Genomic DNA, 20798 nt, shown 5'->3' with positions numbered 1-20798 from the left:
ACTGGCGACGTGTGGCAACACGATACGACCGCTGCGCTCATACCTTCATGTCCGCAATCCACATCGCTGCAAGCTTCATCTTCTATCTCAAAGAATGAGTCCTGAGCCTAGTTTCAACCTGTGTAATGTCGTGCAAAGACAACAAGGCCTGCTGTCACCATAAAACATAAAACAGCGATCAGAGATCGACCTGACAAATTCCCCAGCCCACAAACCCCGTGACCACTCGTGCACCCTCTGGCAAGCTTGGTACCCACACCAACCAGCACACCTGAAAGCATGAGCCGCGGCCAGCCCGACTGACTGAAGGAAACAGGCACACTCCACCCCCAGACAAACCGGGCCATCACACCTGAACCGACAATACCGGCGAGAAAAGCCCAGCACCAGAGAGCCGGAGGCGAGATGATCGCGCGCCCCATAATGCCACTAACACCGGGAATATGCCCTGTCGCAGCTTTCATAAAAACGGCGGCACCCCCGATCAGGATACCGCCGCCAAGCGCACTGAGAATGGCTAACGTCATATTACTGTCTGACGAGCTTTCTTAATGTCGAGACCAGAGCATCGACATCTTCAAAACTGTTATACAGCCCGAAAGATGCTCTTACTGTTGCCTCCACACCAAAACGCCTGAGCGCCGGCTGCGCACAATGATGACCAGAACGCGCAGCGATGCCGTGCTGGTCAAGATATTTTGCCACATCTGTCACATCATAACCCTTAACAACAAAGGACAGAACACTGGCCTTTGCCGCAGCCGTACCGATAATTCTCACTCCCGGCAGACGTGCAAACTCTGCTGTCGCATATTCCAGCAAGGCATGTTCGTGCGCAGCAATAGCAGGCAAACCAATCTGCTCAAGATAATCAACTGCCGCACCCAGCCCGACTGCACCGGCAATATCAGGCGTACCGGCTTCAAATTTCTCAGGCAGCCCCTGAAACTCTGTATGACCAAATGTCACGTCGCGTATCATATGCCCGCCCCCCTGCCATGGGGGCATCGCCTCTAACAAAGAGCGTTTGCCATAAAGAATACCAATGCCGGTTGGCCCATAAATTTTGTGGCCTGAGAGCACCAGGAAATCAGCGTCCAGGGCAGCAACATTTAACGGCAGATGCGGCGAGGACTGTGCTGCATCGACCAGAGCCGGCACACCATAAGCGTGCGAAAGAGCAATAATCTGCTCAACTGGGTTAATTGTGCCCAGAGCATTTGCCACATGCGTCACCGCAACAATTTTTGTACGACCAGAAAGAAGCGATGCAAACTGATCCATCAGCAGCTCACCTCTGTCATTGACCGGAGCAACACGCAAAACAGCACCGGTCTGTTTTGCCAGGAGCTGCCATGGCACAATATTGGCGTGGTGCTCAATTGTTGTGATTAAAATTTCATCACCAGCCCCAATATTCGCATGCCCATAACTTTGGGCAACGAGATTTATGGCTTCTGTCGTCCCTCTGACAAAAACAATTTCTGCGGCTTCACGCGCACCAATAAAGCGCTGCAGCTTCTCACGCGCTCCTTCAAAAGCATCCGTCGAGCGTGCAGCCAGTGTATGGGCCGCACGATGGATGTTTGAATTATCATGCTCGTAAAAACGCGATGTTGCATCAATAACAGTGCGTGGCTTCTGGGTTGTTGCCGCGTTATCCAGCCACACCAGCTTATGCCCGTTAACAGACTGATGAAGCACCGGGAAATCGTTTCTGATATGCCCGATATCATACGGCGTCAGGGTTGTTTCCCGGACAGCTGCCTGTGCCTGCTGCCCCCGCAGAAAATACGGCAGATTTTCAGGTAAAGGTTCATTTTTAAGTAAGCTTCCCGGCACAGAAAAATGACCGGTAAAAAACGGAGAGACTGTTTCCTCTGAAAAATTATTCAGTTCATTATCAGCCGGCGCAGAAACCGGTGTACGAGACCACACAGGCTCATAAACCGAAGCCTCTGCCCCCGAAACCACTGGCAAAGGCGACGTAACCGGGGAAGAATGAGCGGTGGAGGCCGTTTTGACAGCCCCCTCGCTCAGCACATCTTTCAGAGCCTGCGCTATAAGATTTTGATGCGCTTTAAGACCCGGTGCATTATCAACATCAGGTCGTGTAGTCATAATAGTTTCCAATCAACACGTTATCGAGCCGGGCAATAGCGTCTTCAACCAGAACAGCAGCTGAGAAGTAACGTGTAATCAGGTGTGACGCGACAGAATACTGATCTGTGCCACTATAGCGTACAGAAAGACCAGGCTCGACTTCACCGGTAATACCGGTGTTATGCAATCCGATAACGCCCTGCTCTTCTTCACCCACACGGAGCAGGAGAATGCTTGTCTCACCCGCTTCAGAAACCGGAATTTTATCAGATGGCACCAGCGGGATACCACGCCACGTAAGGAAAGGTGAGCCAAATAACGTTACTGTTGGTGGCGGCACACCGCGACGCGTGGCTTCACGACCAAACGCAGCTATTGCTTTAGGGTGAGCCAGGAAGAAAGCCGGCTTTTTCCAGACCTTACTAATCAGCTCATCCAGATCATCCGGTGTCGGCGGGCCACTCCGTGTCGGGATACGCTGTGCAACTGCTGTTTCGCGCATCAACCCAAATTCAGGGTTATTCAGCAGCTCCCACTCCTCGCGCTCACGAATAACATCTATGACTACCCTTACCTGCTCACGCAGCTGATCAAACTCATTACTGTAAAGATCTGTGACACGTGTGTGCGTACGCAGGACTGTCTGTAAAGAATGGAGGTAATACTCACGCGGGCGGTCCTGATAATCAACAAAAGTTGTCGGCAGCCTGGGCTCACCATCAACGCTTGAGAGAACCTGAACCGCAGCCTCACCATACTGGTTAATGCCGGATGCACCTATATTACCATGCCCGAAATGACTGAATGTCTCTGCCAGCCAGGGGTGCTCGTGAACGGTATCAGGTGAAAGCGTAACGACTTTCGTCTCACCCACAGCAATCAGCACACCATATTTTTCATTATGCCTGACAAGGTCACTCTGCCCCGGCGCCAGCAGCAGATGCCGGATATAACGCCCCTGCGCAGCCTTTATCTTTTGCTGCACCTGACCTTCGGCAACAATCAGCAGGCTGCCATTATCAACAGAAAACTCTTCACCCGCAGCAATATTACGGGTTTTAAAAGCCTGCACAACTTTCTCAATTTCCGCATGCTTCTGAGCTGAAAAGCCCGGAAACACAGCAAGGCTTTCTGACGTCGGGTGAAGCCTGTCGCCGGTTCCGCTAAAAACAACGCCAGCAAACCACGGGGAGATAATGCGGCGTCTGTTAACACGAAACACGCCACCACCAACATTCACCCACGGCAAAAGGCGATGCAGCCAGCGTGGAGTACGTTCGAGATTCTGAACCTGCGTAACATGTGCTGTCGAAAGCTGTCTGGCAGACAGGTTACGATCAAGTGCTGAAGCTCCTGCTGAGGCTGCAGGATGTATTTCCGTCATGATCTAAAAACCCTGTACTTTTAAATAGATTTCAGATTAATGAATATTTATATTAATCAATCAGCAACATCGACTCTCAGGACGAACCGGATAAACCAATTTTTTCGCTCCCTTTATTTACCAGATTATTTTAAATCCGGATTCTTTACATGAGCGTAGTATATTATTACAAAATGTCAATAAAACAAAAGTGGCGAATACTTATTTTCAGATATATAAATAAGTAAATTATATATATTCAGACCGATAGCTGGCAATATTGACTTCGCTCCACACATCAGTGAAGCGAAGTTATAACTAATAACGATACTCCCACAACAGACCAACACTACTGCCCGGATCATTTTCCGGGGTAGTAAAGCCTGTTACGTTCCCGCCGGTACCAACTGTCGTATTAAGCTTAAGGTGTTTTGTAAGGTCAACCTGCACCTGAGCCTGAGTACCTGCGCCTGAAGTTGACTGCTTGGCACCAACATATACACCCTTCATCACGTATTTTCCGGCCTCAACGGTGGTACCACCATTACCAACCCCCGAACCGCCGCCAATAGCCAGGCGATCAAGACCTAACGTTTTACGCAGCATACCCATAGGGTCAAAAGTGGTCACACCACTCAGCGTCGCCAGCGCCGCACCCAGCTCAATCATCTGCGCGGAGGACAAAGCGTGACCATCTGTCCCGAAAAGTAACAAGGCAAGCACCTGATCCTGCGGCAGTTCAGGGGTCGATGAAAAGCTAATTCTTGGCTCACTGGCATAGCCTTCAACCTTCAGCATCGCCACACGCCCCTGCACCGACCTGTCAGCTTCAAAATTAAGAGTGGGGTCAAGCTTATGACTCACCCCACTGCCATTGAATGCAACACGACCGCGCGTAAAATTGAGGGAAATACCAGCCAGATCAAAGTTACCACGCTTAAGGTCAAAACCACCGGTAATATTCGGGTTGCTCGCCGTACCTTTAATCAGCAGATTACCTGCCATCTCTGCATCAAGACCATGACCTCGCACATAAAACATACCCGGTGATATAACCTGGAGGTCAAGACCGATAACAACCGCATGAGCTTCTTCCGTATGCTCTGCCGGTGCTGCTACCTGCTGGCCTGGACGAATAACATCAAGCTGTGCAACGGAGGTTGGCAGTGAACTGGGAATATTCACATTTACTTTTTGCAGGTTAACGTTACCGTCAACATCGATACGTGTCGTCGCCTGCCCTTTAATCGCAATATCAGCATTAAACGCAGCCGTAAGCAGGTCGCTCGCAACCGGACTGGCATTCTTTGCCGTAATACGCACATCAACCGGCATACCCGGAGCGAGCACCCCGGCCGAACCTGCAACGCCTATTGTCCCTTTGCCAGCTTTAGCGGTCAGGCTCTGAATAACAATATGGTCTTTCTCACCGACAATACGGCCGTTTATATCAGACAGGCGTACACCTTGTGCGAAGTCCTGAAATTCAGCCTTTTGTAAATCAATTGCGCCTGTCACGACAGGTGATGGTAAGCGTCCGGCCACACGCATATCAAGCTGCATCACGCCCCGGGCTTCACGCCCCTGTGCGCCTAGCACACCATTAGCGATAGACAAATCAAGCCTTCCGTTCGCCCTCATATCAACCGGACCAGTCGATGAGAGCGGTGCGGTACCTGTAAGGCCAAGCTGAAATTTTGATCCCGCTGAGGTTGTAAGCGTAACATGCGCGCCATCGCCGGCCATTTCTGCTTTCGCATCAATTGCCAGAGCGGGAAGCGACGCCAGGGCTGAGCTCCCCTGCAGGCGCAGGTCACGCCCTGTCAGCTGAGCGCGCCCTGCCAGATTACCGGGCATTCCGTTCACGACAGCAGAAAGGGCTATATCACCCTGCGCATGCAAAGAAGGCATAAAGGGATGCGCGAGGGCCGGTGTCAGATGCTGAATATTTGCCGTCATCGCAATTTTAGGTTTTACGCGCCCGGCAACATCAATCGTAGCAGGGCTTGCGCCCGGTGTTGTAAGTATCGCACGCAGGCGGTCTACCCCGACCTCATCACCAAATGAAACCTGCACCGGTGCCTGAAGCTTCAGTGTTTCCTCTTTTGCTGTTGCTGATAATCTCTGAATACGCACCTGCTTTGCCGGCAGGTTAAGCACACTCGAAACATCAAGCGCGAGAGGGCTTTTGGACCAGCTGGCCGGCCCCACAAGGGCCGTAATCAGCATGGCATTTTCAGGCCCTTTTGCTGTCACAGCAGCCTGCCCTGTTACACCACTGGCCGCCAGCCCTGAGAGTTTTAACGTCAAATCAGCATCAGGGTGCTGCACAGGGTCAAGTACTGAGCCGGCAAGAGACAGATTACCAACCGTAACCTGCGGCATGGTAACGTGGCCATTGACCTTCAGCGCTACTCGCGGAGCTGCCCCCTCCTGCGTGGTCTGCACACCGGCTGCAATGGTACCCGTAATCTGCTGGCCGGTCATATTTCTGAAATCTGCCAGGCGGTCTATTTTTAATGTCAGGTCACCCAGTGGAAGGACTGCGCCCTGTGGCAGAGACAGATCCCCTTTACCCTGAAGGCTGTTCCAGGAGAGTTTGTTAAGATGCAGCTCACGCACGCCGTCAGCAGCCTGAGAAAATGCTGCATCGAGCAGGAGAGGTGCTTTATCTACCGAACCCTGTGCCGTCAGTGTACCCTCAGGAGCTGAAGGTAAATGTGCCAGCCGGGCATCAAGTGTAACCGGCCCCGGTGGCATTGTAGCGGTACCTGGAGTGCCCTCAAGATGAATACCGGCCCCAAAATCATCCATCGGCCCTTCGGTATTAAGGTCCAGCTTAAGAGCACCACGCAGTGAAGGCAGAATTTTTTTCAGGTCAGTCAGAGCAAGGCTGGCCGTTACCTTCATGTCCTGCCCCAGGTTCACCAGCCCCTGAGCCGTCAGGTGAAGGGCCTGTCCGTCAAGAGAAAAATGTTGCACATCAACCTGTGTGCCCTCTTTAACCTGCGTTGTCGCAACCTTCTGCTTATCGGCTTTAACGTGAGGTTTCTCCTCCGTTTTCTCAGACACGGCCTGTTTGAACGACCTTAAAATCGTATCCAGGGCAAAAGTGCCTTCAGACCCGATCAGCCCGACTGCCTGCGCCTGCCCGCCTGTAACAGCAAGCTGGCCTTTGGCATTAATATGTGTGTCACCCTCCGGGCTTGCAGGCAGAGCAAACCCTGCATCAACCCCGGCATGCCCCTCCAGCGGAGTTTTAGCAATCTGCGCCAGAGGTTTCAGGTCGGGCAGCGCAAGTGTCAGCGTGCCTTTTTGCGGGGCCGCAACCATAACATGCCCGTTCAGGTGCAGCAGAGGGTGAGAAAGATCAAAGTCCAGCGGTTTACCAGATTCACCCGGGTGCAGGCTGGCATCAAGACGCAAAGGCGCAGATGCAAGAAGCAGAGGTGCCGGCCCTGGCAGGCGAATACCCTGAGCTGTCAGTAAAAGATGCAAAAGATCTTCCTGACCTTTATGACCAGTCTGCCCTGAAAAATCGACCCTGAGCGTGCCAGCCCCGGCTCCTGCGGCGGCCAGACGGTCCACTTCCAGAGTAGCATGACCATCAGGCGCCATCATGTCGCCCTGAAGCTGCGCGTCAAGATGAATACCACCCCAGCCAATATCAGGGCGCAGGGTCATCTGCGGGGCATCGAGCCCGGCCTGGAGGGAGACAAAACGCTTTGTGACAAGGTCCAGTGTACCCTCACCTTTCAGCGTAACCGGCCCCGCCCCGACATTAAGCGTAAGCGCTTCAGCCGTTGTGCGTCCCTTCATATCCGCTACCACGGACAACGGCGTGAGTTGCGGCAGTTTAAGGAGCTTCGCCGTAAAACCTTCATTATCCTCGTGAGCATCCAGATGCAGCGCAAGTTTGCCGTCATCGGTTGTCGTCATAAGGTTAACCTGCCCGACCTGATCAAGCCGATTAACATGCAGGTCAATTACTGAAGAAGGCAGATGTTTAAGCGATAATCCGTTCAGCACAGCATCGAGAGAGGATAAACGGGCATGCCCCTGCAAGCCAAAACTGGCAGCCTGCCCTGCAAGAGCCGCACCCACATTTATACGCGTCAGAGCCAGGCTCTGTATGTCTATTTTAATGCCAAGATTGTATGGCGTATCTGAGCTTTCTGAGGTGCTGCCATCAGAAACAGGCAGTCGCGGGATATCGAGCTGATCGGCCGTGGCTGTGTAAACCTTTGCTGTGCGACTTACCAGAGCCAGAGGAGACCAGTTAAGGTGCAGATGTGTCAGCTTTAACCAGACACCCTGAGCATCTTTGATCTCAATTTTTTCAAGGCGCAGGTTATCAGGGAACCGCCCCTCAAGCCCGCTGAGAAGAACAGTGTCGCCTGTCAGCGAAGCCGTTTGCTGCATGATAAGGCGGCGCCCCGCGCCGGTATTTGCCCCTATCAGAATAACAGCCAGCACAAAGATAAAAAGCGCCAGGATACCTGCGCCCGCATACGCAGCAATACGCCCGGAGAGACGCAGGAACGAACGGCGCACTGAACGCGCCTCATGACCTTGCGCTGACATCAGAATGTTTCTCCCAGACCGATATAAAGCTGCCACCGGCTGCCGCGCGGGGGCCGGTTAAGCGGCACACCAATATCAAGACGCACAGGGCCAATAGGCGTGTAATAACGAAGCCCTCCGCCGGTACCTACCCGTACTGTGCCAACAAAGGGTGCGCTGTTGCTGCCAACCTGACCAGCGTCGATAAAGCCTGCAAAACCAAAGCTTGAAAGCACACGCTGCCTGTACTCGATCGTACCGGCATCAAGCGACGTACCACCTATAGCGTAACGTGTTCTGCCATACTGAGGTCCGACACCCTGCCAGCGATACCCTCGCACGGTCGCACTGCCACCGGCATATAACCGCTGATCTGGCGGAATGTCATAAGTACCGGCTCCCTGAATAGTACCCAGCGTGGCCCGGAAGGCAAACACACTGCGCCCCGGCTGGCTGATACCAAAATTAGCCAGATCAAAATAGGTAGAAGCTGTTGCATTAAAAATGGTAAACAACGAGGTGCCTACACCTTTGCTCCCCAAAGACAAAGAAGGTGTTGCCCCCATATTGAGCCTGAAACCATGAGTGGCCGGTATAATCGGATTTGATACACCCGTATTATCAAACGAAGCTGATATTGGCAGAGACGCGATTGTATAGTTACGCGTTACGCCAAACTGCTCGACTTTCTCCTGAATGCCAGCCACGCCATAATTAAGATTCCAGTGCTTGCCAAGCTGTTGCGCCACGCCCACGCGTGCCAGCAGAGCGGTCTGACGATAAGACCAGAAAAGCTGCTTCAGCCCTTCAACACGCACACTCAGATTACGCCGGTCACCAAAAAAATCAGGTTTAAGAAAATCCGCATAGAAATCATAGCCCAGCCCCTGCTGAGCTGACGCACCGATACCCGCAACAAGGGCGGCAATCTTAAGTCTCTCTGCATTACCGAACAGGTTATAATGTGTCCAGTTCACCCCGCCGCGTATACCCAGATCTGTTGAGTAACCTGCTTCAGCACCAATCTGATGACGTTTTGCTTCAGCAAAGTGAAAATCAAGCGGCATTGTGCCAGCTACCGCTTTTTGTGAGGCATCTCGGACAGCAACATTTGAGAAAATACCCAGATTAACAAGGTCCTGACGCGCGGCATCGATCTTGCCGGGCTGATAAAGCTGGCCGGGATGTATAGTCAGACGACGACGTATGAAAGAGGGGTTTGTATGTTTCAGTCCGCTCAGGGTGATCATACCAATATTCAGAACCGGACCGGGCACAACATCATAAACAATATCCAGAGTATGGCTTTCAGGGTGCAAATATGCCTTTGGTGCCGCTATCGTCGCCAGCGCATGCCCCTCTTCCATCAGAAGCTGGGTTAAGCGGCCCTGAGCCCCCAGCACCTGACTGGCGACAGCAGGCATACCTGTGTGCAGATCAAAAGCCTTCTCCTGCACTGCGGTAAGATGCAGCTCCTTACCAGAAGGGGGTTCAATGACACTGATACGCCCCAAATGAAAAAGCGGCCCTCTCTGTGCCGAAATATTAACTGAGATTTTTTCTTTTACCGGAACCGTATCAATCCACGATGCAACTGAGGAAGACTCACCATCAATCTCAGGAGCATCAGCCCCTTTGGCACGGTGAAGGGTAATAATAATTTTGCCGCCGTAATAACCGTAACTTTCCAGGGCAACCTGAAGCCGCTCATAGTCACCGCGAATACGCCCGGCCAGTGCAAACGGGCCAACCGGATTTGTATTCTCGAGACTGACCAGGTTGGAGGATGCATTAAGAGCTGCATCCAGCCCGGCATCACCTGTAGAGGTCAGACTGACAGTATAAGGCTGAGGGTCAGCTGCTCTTGCTGCATTACCCGGGTACAACAGCATGAACGAGAGGCCCGCCAGAACACGATTCGCCGCAAGGAGCTGTAACTTCTGAACACAACATTGTTTCCAACTCACTGATTGCTTCCCGACCGCCCTGTCACGCTCCGCCTCTTTCACCTGTTTGTACTCATAATATTTTTATCGTTTCACACTTATACCCTGTCAGCATGACAAAAACAGGGCGAAACACGCTTTCTGCCCTGAATATCCTTTCATCAGAACATCGGAACACGTCGTTGCTGCGTACATACACGATTTCCAAAAGTGTAAGTTCGCGTTATGTATGGAAATATGTCATGCCGCCTGTATATCATGTTCTGTTCCTCTTTTGTCGGACAGGTTATCATCTGTGACTAAACGCCGCGCTCGCTCATCTCATCGCCCGCTCAGCTCCGATTATTCAGATGCTGCGCCCCCGGGGTCTCTCTCCCCTCTCCCCCGATGGGTGGAACGTTTGTGCGTGCTTCAGCAGCGTGTACGCAGCGCCAGGCGTCTGGTCGCCATATCTGTGTGGATCCCGGGTTCTGTTGCTTTCCGGGCGCTTCTGCTGCGGGTTCCCGGCACCGCTAAAATCAGGTGGAGCCGTGTCATTTTCAGCACGCTCTGCCGTCTGCTCGGCATCCGCGTCCGGACCATAGGGCACAGAGCCGGCACAACAGGAGGCAGGAGAGCCAGAAAAAGAGGCGAGCGACCGGTCATCTACATCTCAAACCACTCTTCATGGCTTGATGTACTGGTGCTTGGCAAAGTGTTGCCCACAGTTTTCGTTGCCAAGAGTGATATTCTGGGCTGGCCCGGAATGGGGCTGATTGCCAGAATTGGCGAAACAATTTTTGTCAGTCGCAACCGCAGTTCTACCGGACGTGAAAGCGACGAAATGTTCAGCTCCCTGAACGAAGGCAACAATATGGTGCTGTTCCCTGAAGGAACATCTTCAGACGGTTCACGGGTTCTGCCTTTCATGTCCACCTTTTTTGCAATTGCCAAACCACCTCAGCTGCGTGGCAGCGCAAAAACGAATGGCGCACCGCCCCTCTCCGGCGCAACATTTGCCCCGGGTATGACCCCTATCATACAACCTGTTTCCCTTGTCTATGATCAGCTCAACGGCCTGCCCGTACAGCGCCTGAAACGGCCCGTCTTTGCATGGTATGCAGAGATGGAGCTTGGCCCGCACCTGTGGCAGCTGACGCAATGGAAACAGGCACGGGCCAGCGTTATTTTCCACGAACCTCTGGACCCTGAGCTTTACCCGAGCCGCAAAGCCCTTGCCCAGGCCACATGGAAGGCCGTTGCACAGGGGGCTGCATATCTGAGACAAAACAACCCCGATGCAGCACCCGAGCCGGCAAAGCACGCCCCGACGTCTCTGCCCCGCGACACACTGCGCGGGCTGGCAGGAAAGCTCGACAAAATGAGTCGGCGTCTCAGTGCAAGCCGCCAGAAGACACGCCGCCATTAAGACACATCATAACAAAAAATCTCCGGCACATTATCTTTTTTGCAGCCAGCCAGAACACAGAACTGGAAAAACGCCGCGTCATATGAGAAAATGACCCGAACTTCCACATTTCCTGGCCTTGTCCTTTATTTCTGCTGCACGGGACAGACCCGCAGCATATACGAGTGTTTAGAATCATGACCTTATCTGCCACCACCACCAGCACCAGCACCCGTCGGGGTCTGCATGTTATTACATGGGGGTGCCAGATGAATGTCTATGACAGTGCACGTATGAGCGATGTGCTGCGCCCGCTGGGCTATGAGCCTGTTGATGCGCCTGACCACGCAGATATGATTATTCTCAACACCTGTCATATTCGTGAGAAAGCCGTTGAAAAGGTGTTCTCTGAACTTGGCCGCCTGCGAAACATCAAAAATACCCGTGAAGCAGAAGGGAAGCAGACCGTTATTGCTGTTGCAGGGTGCGTGGCTCAGGCTGAAGGACAGGAGATCCTGTCACGTGCACCTTACGTCGATATCGTTATGGGACCGCAGACTTACCACCGCCTGCCAGAAATGGTGGCGCGCGCAGCGCGCGCCGGTGGTGCAGTCATCGAAACTGACTTTCCTGCAGAACAGAAATTTGATTTTCTGCCAGATTCTGCCGCCCCGCAGACAGCTGGCAACCTCACAGCTTTTCTGACCATTCAGGAAGGATGCGACAAATTCTGCTCTTTCTGCGTTGTCCCTTATACCCGTGGTGCTGAAAGCAGCCGGCCGGTAACCTCTGTCATAGCAGAAGCCAGACGTATGGTGGAAAGCGGCGTGCAGGAAATCAGTCTGCTGGGTCAGAATGTTAACGCTTACCACGGTGAAGGCCCCGATGGTAAAACCTGGGGGCTGGCTGACCTGGCGTATGAACTGGCAAAAATCCCCGGTCTTACGCGCATTCGCTATGCCACATCGCACCCTCGCGATATGGATGATTCTCTGATTAATGCACACCGTGACCTGCCTGAGCTGATGCCTTTCCTGCATCTGCCGGTACAATCGGGCTCTGACCGTATTCTTACTGCAATGAACCGTGGTCATACCGCTGACGAATATCGCGAGATCATTAAAAAGCTTCGTGATGTACGTCCTGATATGGCACTCTCATCAGACTTTATCGTCGGCCATCCAGGCGAAACTGATGAAGATTTTGAACAGACAATGCAGCTTGTGCGTGATGTTGGCTTTGCACTGGCTTATTCGTTTAAATATTCGCAGCGCCCTGGCACACCGGCTGCCGGCGCCCCTCTCCAGGTGCCTGAGCACGTGAAGGATACCCGCCTCCAGGCTCTGCAGGCCCTGCTTCGTCAGCAGCAGGATGACTTTGCTGAGTCCCTTATCGGTCAGACTATCTCTGTTCTGCTGACCGGCAAAGGCCGTAAACCCGGGCAGATCACAGGCAGATCACCATGGTTACAGCCTGTGCACATCACAGGGACAGAAGAGCTGATTGGTCAGACTGTTTCTGTTACAATCACCGAACGCCTTACCAACTCACTCAATGGTATCATGGTAAAGGAGACCGTTGACGCTTGAATACAACACGCCAGTCCTTATCTGAGCTGACTTCAGAGAACGAAGCAGAAAAGACCCTTACGCTGCAGTTCGAAGATAATACACTCCTGGCCAGACTGGTCGGAGACCATGATCGTCACCTGCAGCACCTTGAAGAAACACTGGACGTTAATATTGCCCGCCGTGGCAACCGTATATCCGTCAAAGGAGCTGCACCAGAGGCTGCTACAGCACGTGCAGCTCTCGAGCAGTTATACCTGAGGCTGTCTTCGGGCGGCATGGTAGACATCAGCACACTGGAGGCAGCGGTACGTATGACAACACTCCACTCTGATACAAAACGACCGGCAAACTCTGAGCATGGGGCCGGCAATGCCTCTGACCAGACGCAGGATACACGCCTCCCCACATTAAAAATACGCCGCGGTGCGATAGAACCCCGCTCAGCCGGGCAGGCTGGCTATATGCGTGCTCTTGCACGTAAAGAACTCGTGTTTGGAATCGGGCCTGCCGGGACCGGCAAAACCTACCTGGCTGTTGCTCAGGCTGTCGCCATGCTGCAGGCCGGCTCTGTTGAACGCATCATTCTTTCACGCCCGGCTGTTGAAGCCGGTGAGCGCCTGGGTTTTTTGCCCGGTGATATGAAAGATAAAATCGACCCTTACCTTCGCCCTCTCTACGATGCGCTGCATGACATGCTGCCGGGCGACCAGGTGATGCGCCGTATGGCAACAGGTGAGATTGAAGTCGCTCCGCTGGCGTTTATGCGTGGCCGTACACTTTCTCATGCTTTCGTTATCCTCGACGAAGCACAAAATACCACTATCGCGCAAATGAAGATGTTTCTGACGCGACTGGGGCCAGGCTCACGCATGGTCGTCACGGGAGATCTGACACAGATCGACCTGCCCTCCGGCGTTACCTCCGGCCTGCGGGATGCGATTGAGACATTATCAGATGTCCCCGGCATCAGCATAACCCGTTTTGAAGCAGCAGATGTTGTGCGACATAAGCTTGTCGCCCGCATTGTTGAAGCCTATGATACGAAAACAGCTGCGGAAAAAACGAATATTCGCAGCACGCGCACTCAGGAGAACAATGGAACCGCCAGGTAGTTGCGGTCATGCTCATGAAACGGGCATGACCTCTGAAGAAGAGCCTCATTTTTCTGAGGCCTTTCCTTCGCATTTGTTTGAAACCCAGTCTGAAATTCTTATTGAGGACAAACGCTGGCACCGTCATGTGCCCAGGGTCACAACATTAATACAGCGTGCTGTTGCACAATGTGCTGACACAGGCCATCAGCCAGGGAGTGTCGTACTCTCCTGCGACCGGGTCGTTAAACGCCTGAACGGCATTCACCGGGGTAAACACCGCCCCACCAATGTTCTGACATTTGACCCGCCACCGGGCTTTCCTGGCGGCGACATTATTCTTGCACTTGAAACAGTTGTACGTGAAGCACACCGGGCTAAAAAACCTGTCGGGGATCACCTCGCTCATTTAATTATTCACGGCAATCTGCATCTCGCCGGTTATGATCATCATCACCCGGGAGAGGCCCGTACAATGGAAATGCAGGAATCTCTCCTTCTCTCACGCCTTGGCATCTCCAACCCATGGAAGCCGCGTTCATGAACGAGTATGATCCGCAAGCGCAGGATTTTGCACAGACACCTCCCAGGCGCGGGCTGTTTTCTTTTCTGGGGCGCAGAAAAAACTCCCCCGGATTACGCAGCTCCATCGCTGCTCTTGTACAGCAGGCGGCTGACGAGTCAGAAAAAAACGGAACAGATGGTGAGCAACCCGAGCTAGACCGTCAGGAACGTGCATTAATTGCCAATATTCTGCGTTTGCGTACGATTTCAGCTGATGATGTCATGGTGCCCCGGCCTGACATCATAGCCATGCCGGTCTCGGTCAGCCTTGATGAAGCACTGAGCATGATGCGCCGTGAAAATCACTCGCGCATGCCGGTTTACCGTGAACAGCTCGATAATATTATCGGCATGATTCACGTTAAGGATCTGATCGCTTATGTCGGCACCAGCGAAGCTTTTAACCTTGAAGCCCTGCTGCGCCAGCCTCTTATGATTGCACCACAAATTCGTGTGCTTGACCTGATGCTGCAAATGCGCCAGCGTCAGACACATATGGCGCTGGTTATTGACGAATATGGCGGAATAGACGGCCTGGTGACGATCGAAGATCTGATTGAAACTATTGTTGGCGATATCTCAGACGAACATGATGAGCCCGCCGTGACTATGATCACTGAGCGGCCTGACGGAACCTTTGATGTGGACGCACGCTGCCCTGTTGGTGAGTTTGAAGAAAAAATAGGCGCTATTCTGACCCCTTCAGAGCGTGAAGCTGAAATTGAAACCCTTGGCGGCCTGGTCTTTCGTCTTGCAGGGCATGTGCCGATCAGGGGTGAAGTACTCACTCATGAAAACGGGTTTATCTTCAGGGTACTTGACGCAGATGCAAGACATATCCGCCGGGTTCGTGTACGTAAAATACCAGAGACTGACACGACTGTAACAGGTAACAAGACTCAGGAAGCCTCATAAAACCAGGTAGCTGACACCATGATGTTGTTATATGATACGTAACAACATCGCCTGATTTTTGACGAAGAAGGATTGTCCATGCTTTTTTCCCGCCGCTCTCTTCTGGTCACCACGACCACAGCACTTCTCACCGGGGCAGCCAGCCGCGCTGCACTGGCACAGAGCAGTGCAGCAAATTCTGCGGGAACAGATACACGCTTCACCCCACGCACACTGGGCAACCCGAACGCAAAAGCTGTTGTTGAAGAATGGTTCTCTCTCACCTGCATTCACTGTGCAGGCTTTGCACAGGAGACACTGCCTGAGGTTAAAAAAAATCTGATCGACACGGGCAAAGTCTTTTATATTTTCCATGACTTTCCAACCGATCAGCTGGCGACTGTTGCCGCTATGGTTGCACGCTCCCTCCCCCCGGAGCGGTATGAGCCTTTTGTCAACTCTCTGCTCTCCAACCTGGATCGCTGGGCTTATGTAAAAGACAGCAGCCCTATTGATGCCCTGCAAAAAATGGCCGCTTTTGCAGGCATGTCAGGTGACACTTTCCAGAAAGTTCTCAACGATCAGCAGCTGATGCAGTTTATTATGAATGAACAGTCAGATGCTGAAGCAAAATACCAGATCAACGCGACCCCCTCTTTCCGCTTTAATAAGAAAGAAGTTGTTTCCAGCGAGCTCTCCTATGCAGATTTCGTCAAACATCTTGATGAATCTGAACAGGGTGAAGCTGCTTCACACTAACATAGCCTCTCTCTGTGGCTGCGCGCTTCACACGCCTGCATATTGCAGGCTTTAAAAGCTTTGCTGACCCGGTCAGCGTAGATATTTTGCCCGGCCTCACAGGCATTGTCGGGCCGAATGGCTGCGGCAAGTCGAACGTAGTCGAAGCGTTGCGATGGGTCATGGGAGAATCCTCAGCACGCTCACTTCGTGGGGGTGAGCTTGATGATCTGATTTTTGCCGGCACCACCAGTCGCCCTGCCCGCTCGTTTGCTGAAGTCACTGTCACACTCGAAGGTGTCGAAAGCCCCGGCCTGCCTTTGCTGACAGGACAGACTGAGGTGCAGATTACCCGCAGAGCCGAGCGTGGTGCGGGCAGCGAATATCGCATTAACGGCAAAACTGCCCGTGCACGTGACGTACAAATTCTGTTTGCCGATATTGCTTCAGGTGCACGCTCATCAGCAATGGTCAGCCAGGGGCGTGTTGCCCGCCTTGTCAGCGCCAAACCTGAAGAACGCCGTGTATTGCTTGAAGAAGCAGCCGGCATTACCGGCCTGCATGCCCGCCGTCATGAAGCAGAACTAAAACTCAGAGCCACAGAGAATAATCTCCTGCGCGCAGAAGATCTCTGTCAGCAATTATCATCCCGCCTTGAAAATCTGTCAGGCCAGTGTGAGGAAGCAACGCGCTACCGGGAAATTTCAGCTCATTTACGCAAAGCTGAAACCGATCTTCTCACTGTCACCTATGCGCGCGCGCATAATATAGCAGAAAATGCCAGAACGGCTGTCAGCAAAGCACGCTTTGCCCTGACCCGACAGCAGGAAGTAACTGAAACCGCTGTTCTGACAGAATATGAACTTACCCAGCGCCTGCCAGCGTTACGTGCTGAGGTCGATACAACCCGCACAGCCCTTGAACGCTGCCGCGTTATGGCTGAAAGCACAACCCGCGAGAAAGAGAAAGCCACAGCGCAGGCACAGGCCTCTGCCGGACGCCTGCATCAGCAACAGGCTGATGCAGATGCAGCCCGTGTCAGAGCTGAAGATGCCGCAACAACGCTTACACAGCTGATTGCAGAACAAAAAGCGGCTGAAATCTCTCTGAGCACTCTGCCGGGTCGGATCACTGAGACCGAGAATGCTTACCACACACAAACGCACCGTCTGAGTGAAACTGAGCAGACTCTCTCAGCTCTTAATGATACGCTCTACAAAGCTGGTCTGAATCGTGACCGTGCTCAGGAGCAGCTTGAACAAAGCCAGGTACAGCATAACCGCAATACTGAAGCGTTCAGCAGAGTTCAGGCTGAGACCCTGTCTGTAAAAAATGACCTCCCCTCTGAAGAGGCACTGACAGAAGCCAAAAGCCGTATAACGCACTGCGCAACAGAGCGTGACAATGCAAGACACACCCTCAGGCAGGTTGAATCTTCACGTTCTGACGCTCAGCTCGCTTTGTCTATTGCACAAAACAATGCAGAAAATGCCCGTAAAACACAGCAGGAAACGCTGGCAGCTCTGGCGCGCGCGCGCGCAGGCCTGAACACACTTGTTCAGAATTATACCAGGCTTGAACATAATTATACCAGCACACAAAAAAGCCTGCTCTCTCAGGATGTGCTTGAGGCCCTCCGCACTGAAGCAGCCTCAGCCACACATGCGCATCAGACGGCACAAAACACAGCCGAAACCTGTCAGCAAAGCAGGCAGCAGACTACAGATGCTCTCACGGAAGCCAGCCGTATCGCGCAGACAAACACACTACAGCACAAAACAGCACAGGATGCCTGCCTTACCGCCGAAGCTACCCTGCTTCAGGCCAGGCAGGAAGAATCTGCCTTACGCCATAAATCAGAACAAACCCGGCGCACCGTCATTGCAGATGAAGTGCTCAATGATATCAGGCAAAAACGCAGTACTCTTGAAACAGAACTGACAACCCTTTCAGAGACATTAAAAGAACGCGAGGCCGCACACTCCACGCTCAGCGCGACACAACGCAGCGCCACAGCACAGCGTGACGCCTTACGGGCTGAGCTTTCACGTCTGCAGGCGCAGGCGGAAGGTCTGACGCAGCCTGCTGATCAGGATTATGCCACCACGCATGAGCCTGTCTCTGAACTGATGACTATCCCGGAAGCTTATGAGCAGGCTTTGGCTGCTGCTCTGGCAAAAGGCCTTGATGCCCCTCTTGCCGGTGATACGCCTCAGGGCTGGCGTGCATATAAAACACACAGGTCAGCGCCGGCTTTGCCCGCAAATGTGACCGCTCTGGCAGATTATATCAAAGCACCGGATGTTATTGAAACACTGCTCAGCTTTATTGGGCTCGTCGCTGATACACAAACCGGCGATGCTCTTCAGGGACAATTACTACCCGGACAATGCCTGGTATCTCTGCAGGGCGACCTCTGGCGATGGGACGGGTTCTACACAAGAGCAGACAAGCAGAATCAGGCTGCTCGTCACCTTATCCGTCAGCGCGTTCTTAAAGAAACCGAACAGCGTATCGGTGAAATAAAACAAGAGCTTGAAACTGCCGAACACACACTTACAACTGCCCTCGAATCTCTGCATGCGCATGAGCAGCAGGTTGCAGCTTTCCAGACCCGTCGTGCAACAACAGAACAGGCCCTGCAACTGGCCCGAACACAGGAAGCAACGACCGAGCGGGCCTATATCAGTGCACAGACACAGCTTGAACTGCTCACTACACAGCTGAATGCTGCTGTGCAGACACGTGAAGCCGCAGAGGCACTGCTATCTGACAAGAAAAATACTGAACAAGCCCTGCCATCACCTGAAGCAGCACAGCAGGCCCTGAAAGACGCACAGCAGCGTAATCAGGCCGCGCAGGAAGCAGAACAGGCAGCACGGCGTGCCCTTCAGGCTGCGGAAGAAAAGCGACGTACTACGACAGCAGCACTCACCCTCAAAGAAAACCAACACTCAGCAGCTCTGGCACGCCTTGAAAGCATGCAGCCTGAAACTGAGCGGCTAAAGCAGGCAGTGGCTGCAGAAACAGCGCGTGTGAAAGAGCTGGAAGATCAGAGCGCATCCACCAGTAACCTCTCGTTCTTTGAAGAGGCTTTTAGCACTGCGCAACAACAATGCACTGAAACCGATGCTGCATTTCAGGCTGCACGACACGCGGTAACCAATGCTGAAACGGCTTATGAAAATGCCGTAGCGGCCGGCCAGCAACTTGAACAAAGGGCCATAACCCTCCGTTCAAAACTTGAAACCCTGCGGGCACAGCACACTCTTCTACAGGCAGAAACTGAAAAAAGTACATATCAGCTTGAAGCTGCACAAAAAGCACTGAATGAAGCGGTTGCTGCTATTCCCTCCTCCGCGGCAGATAATATGACCGCGCTGCAGCAGCTCAAAGCACAGCTTCTTACTGAAACCGAACAATTACGCGAAACCCGTACTGCTTTGCAGGTTGAGCAGACTACCCTCACCAGCCGTCAGAGCACTCTTTCTGTCTCGATAGAAGACTGGCGAACACGGGCAGACACAACACAAACCGAGCTGGAACAGTGCGCCGAACGACTCAAACTGGCACAGCAGGAATATCAGGATGCTGCCGAGCTTCCGGCTGAGACGGAAAGACAGGAACAAAAACTCATCGCTGAACGCGACAAGGCAGAGGCATTATTCACACAGGCGCAGGGATATTGTGAGCGTGCTGAGAAGGGGCTTGCTGAGGCTGCTACCCTCCGCCGTCAGTCTGAGGCTGCTCTTGCAGAACATCGTGAAGCCTTACTGAAAGCTGAGGCGAAGAACGAGCAGGCACAGGCTGCTATTGCCGCACTGCCTGCTGAGCGCCCTCCGTCCACTACTACGCTGGCCAGAGAAGACCTCACCGAAGCAGCTGAAACGGCATTACGCCGTAAAATAGCACGACTGACCCGTGAGCGTGAGGATATGGGGCCGGTCAATTTACGTGCAGAGCTGGAAACTGAGGAAATATCAACACAGCTTGAAACACTCACGACCGAAATTTCAGACCTGAGATCAGCAATAGCAAGCCTCAGAGGTTCAATAGGCTCGCTTAATAAAACTGGCCGAGAGCGCCTTCTGGCTACCTTTGCGCAGATTGATCAGCATTTTCAGGCTTTATTCTCCCGCATGTTCGAAGGAGGAAAAGCGCATCTTGGCTTTGTCGGCAGTGATGACCCGCTTGAATCAGGGCTGGAGATTTATGCGCAGCCTCCGGGCAAAAAGCTCTCAACTCTGTCTCTGCTTTCAGGCGGAGAACAGGCGTTAACCGCGCTCTCACTGGTTTTTGCAGTTTTTCGCTGTAACCCCGCACCGCTTTGCGTGCTCGATGAGGTTGATGCCCCGCTTGATGATGCGAATGTTGAACGCTTCAGCCGGTTAATGGGGGATATGGTAACTGAAGCGCAAACACGCTTTCTCGTCGTTACACATCACCAGCTGACGATGGCCCATATGGACCATCTTTTTGGTGTCACCATGCAGGAGCGAGGGGTCAGCCGGGTGCTCTCAGTTGACCTGACCCAGCTTATACAGCAACAGTCAGCCTAGCTGTTATAAAAGCAAAGGC

12 protein-coding genes and 1 pseudogene are annotated in these 20798 nt (G+C 52.9%); 8 read left to right on the top strand and 5 right to left on the bottom strand.

Translation table 11 applies throughout. From position 1 onward, the window contains the following. Window positions 1–98 (top strand): annotated as a pseudogene (locus GOB58_RS11395) (IS5/IS1182 family transposase); the annotation flags it as partial. A gap of 15 nt (window positions 99–113) precedes the next feature. Here the strand turns inward: GOB58_RS11395 and GOB58_RS11390 are convergent. From GOB58_RS11390 to GOB58_RS11370, 5 genes are all read right to left on the bottom strand, one after another. Beyond that, window positions 114–527: a YeeE/YedE family protein gene (locus GOB58_RS11390; protein ID WP_173560257.1), complete on the bottom strand. Its 414-nt coding sequence runs from the start codon at window positions 525–527 to the stop codon at window positions 114–116. A gap of 1 nt (window position 528) precedes the next feature. After that, window positions 529–2121, bottom strand: coding sequence for a cysteine desulfurase (locus GOB58_RS11385; protein ID WP_173560256.1), 1593 nt, complete (start codon window positions 2119–2121; stop codon window positions 529–531). Beyond that, entirely contained in the window at window positions 2105–3487 is a 1383-nt protein-coding gene (locus tag GOB58_RS11380) for a family 2B encapsulin nanocompartment shell protein (protein WP_173560255.1), read from the bottom strand. The genes GOB58_RS11385 and GOB58_RS11380 overlap by 17 nt, the downstream gene beginning before the upstream one ends. Before the next feature lie 297 nt (window positions 3488–3784). Beyond that, complete coding sequence (locus GOB58_RS11375) at window positions 3785–8050, bottom strand: translocation/assembly module TamB domain-containing protein (RefSeq protein WP_173560254.1); 4266 nt, start codon at window positions 8048–8050, stop codon at window positions 3785–3787. Then, complete coding sequence (locus GOB58_RS11370; RefSeq protein WP_265793034.1) at window positions 8050–9996, bottom strand: autotransporter assembly complex protein TamA; 1947 nt, start codon at window positions 9994–9996, stop codon at window positions 8050–8052. The genes GOB58_RS11375 and GOB58_RS11370 overlap by 1 nt, the downstream gene beginning before the upstream one ends. A 274-nt stretch (window positions 9997–10270) precedes the next feature. Here GOB58_RS11370 and GOB58_RS11365 point away from each other — a divergent pair, with 274 nt between their 5' ends. The 7 genes from GOB58_RS11365 (at window position 10271) to GOB58_RS11335 (ending at window position 20779) form a co-directional block, all read left to right on the top strand. Continuing rightward, the gene (locus tag GOB58_RS11365) at window positions 10271–11383 is read left to right on the top strand and encodes a lysophospholipid acyltransferase family protein (protein ID WP_265793032.1); all 1113 of its coding nucleotides are present in this window, start codon (window positions 10271–10273) and stop codon (window positions 11381–11383) included. Between the two features lie 176 nt (window positions 11384–11559). After that, window positions 11560–12951 (top strand): tRNA (N6-isopentenyl adenosine(37)-C2)-methylthiotransferase MiaB, encoded by a 1392-nt coding sequence (miaB, locus tag GOB58_RS11360; protein ID WP_173560252.1) that lies wholly within the window; start codon window positions 11560–11562, stop codon window positions 12949–12951. After that, a complete protein-coding gene (locus tag GOB58_RS11355; protein ID WP_173560251.1) occupies window positions 12948–14045 on the top strand; it encodes a PhoH family protein in 1098 nt (365 codons plus the stop codon). Before miaB ends, GOB58_RS11355 begins: the two co-directional genes overlap by 4 nt. A gap of 25 nt (window positions 14046–14070) precedes the next feature. Beyond that, window positions 14071–14568: an rRNA maturation RNase YbeY gene (gene ybeY / locus GOB58_RS11350; RefSeq protein WP_173560262.1), complete on the top strand. Its 498-nt coding sequence runs from the start codon at window positions 14071–14073 to the stop codon at window positions 14566–14568. Further along, window positions 14565–15503: a hemolysin family protein gene (locus GOB58_RS11345; RefSeq protein WP_173560250.1), complete on the top strand. Its 939-nt coding sequence runs from the start codon at window positions 14565–14567 to the stop codon at window positions 15501–15503. Before ybeY ends, GOB58_RS11345 begins: the two co-directional genes overlap by 4 nt. Window positions 15504–15581: 78 nt before the next feature. Beyond that, on the top strand, window positions 15582–16241 hold the full coding sequence (locus GOB58_RS11340) for a thioredoxin domain-containing protein (protein ID WP_086554119.1): 660 nt from the start codon (window positions 15582–15584) through the stop codon (window positions 16239–16241). Window positions 16242–16255: 14 nt separating this feature from the next. Further along, window positions 16256–20779 (top strand): AAA family ATPase, encoded by a 4524-nt coding sequence (locus GOB58_RS11335; protein WP_173560249.1) that lies wholly within the window; start codon window positions 16256–16258, stop codon window positions 20777–20779. The last annotated feature ends 19 nt before the right edge of the window (window positions 20780–20798 follow it).

The organism is Acetobacter thailandicus, from assembly GCF_011516655.1.
In the GTDB taxonomy this organism is placed as follows: domain Bacteria; phylum Pseudomonadota; class Alphaproteobacteria; order Acetobacterales; family Acetobacteraceae; genus Acetobacter; species Acetobacter thailandicus.
The sequence above is the reverse complement of the archived record's forward strand: the minus strand, read 5'-3'. Positions and strand labels throughout refer to the sequence as shown.

What these genes read in the sequence shown, in the direction of transcription:
- GOB58_RS11380 (WP_173560255.1), bottom strand. Translation starts at nt 3,487, where the DNA reads ATGACGGAAATACATCCTGCAGCCTCAGCAGGAGCTTCAGCACTTGAT.
- miaB (WP_173560252.1), top strand. Translation starts at nt 11,560, where the DNA reads ATGACCTTATCTGCCACCACCACCAGCACCAGCACCCGTCGGGGTCTG.
- GOB58_RS11340 (WP_086554119.1), top strand. Translation starts at nt 15,582, where the DNA reads ATGCTTTTTTCCCGCCGCTCTCTTCTGGTCACCACGACCACAGCACTT.
- GOB58_RS11375 (WP_173560254.1), bottom strand. Translation starts at nt 8,050, where the DNA reads ATGTCAGCGCAAGGTCATGAGGCGCGTTCAGTGCGCCGTTCGTTCCTG.
- GOB58_RS11345 (WP_173560250.1), top strand. Translation starts at nt 14,565, where the DNA reads ATGAACGAGTATGATCCGCAAGCGCAGGATTTTGCACAGACACCTCCC.
- GOB58_RS11385 (WP_173560256.1), bottom strand. Translation starts at nt 2,121, where the DNA reads ATGACTACACGACCTGATGTTGATAATGCACCGGGTCTTAAAGCGCAT.
- GOB58_RS11390 (WP_173560257.1), bottom strand. Translation starts at nt 527, where the DNA reads ATGACGTTAGCCATTCTCAGTGCGCTTGGCGGCGGTATCCTGATCGGG.
- ybeY (WP_173560262.1), top strand. Translation starts at nt 14,071, where the DNA reads ATGACCTCTGAAGAAGAGCCTCATTTTTCTGAGGCCTTTCCTTCGCAT.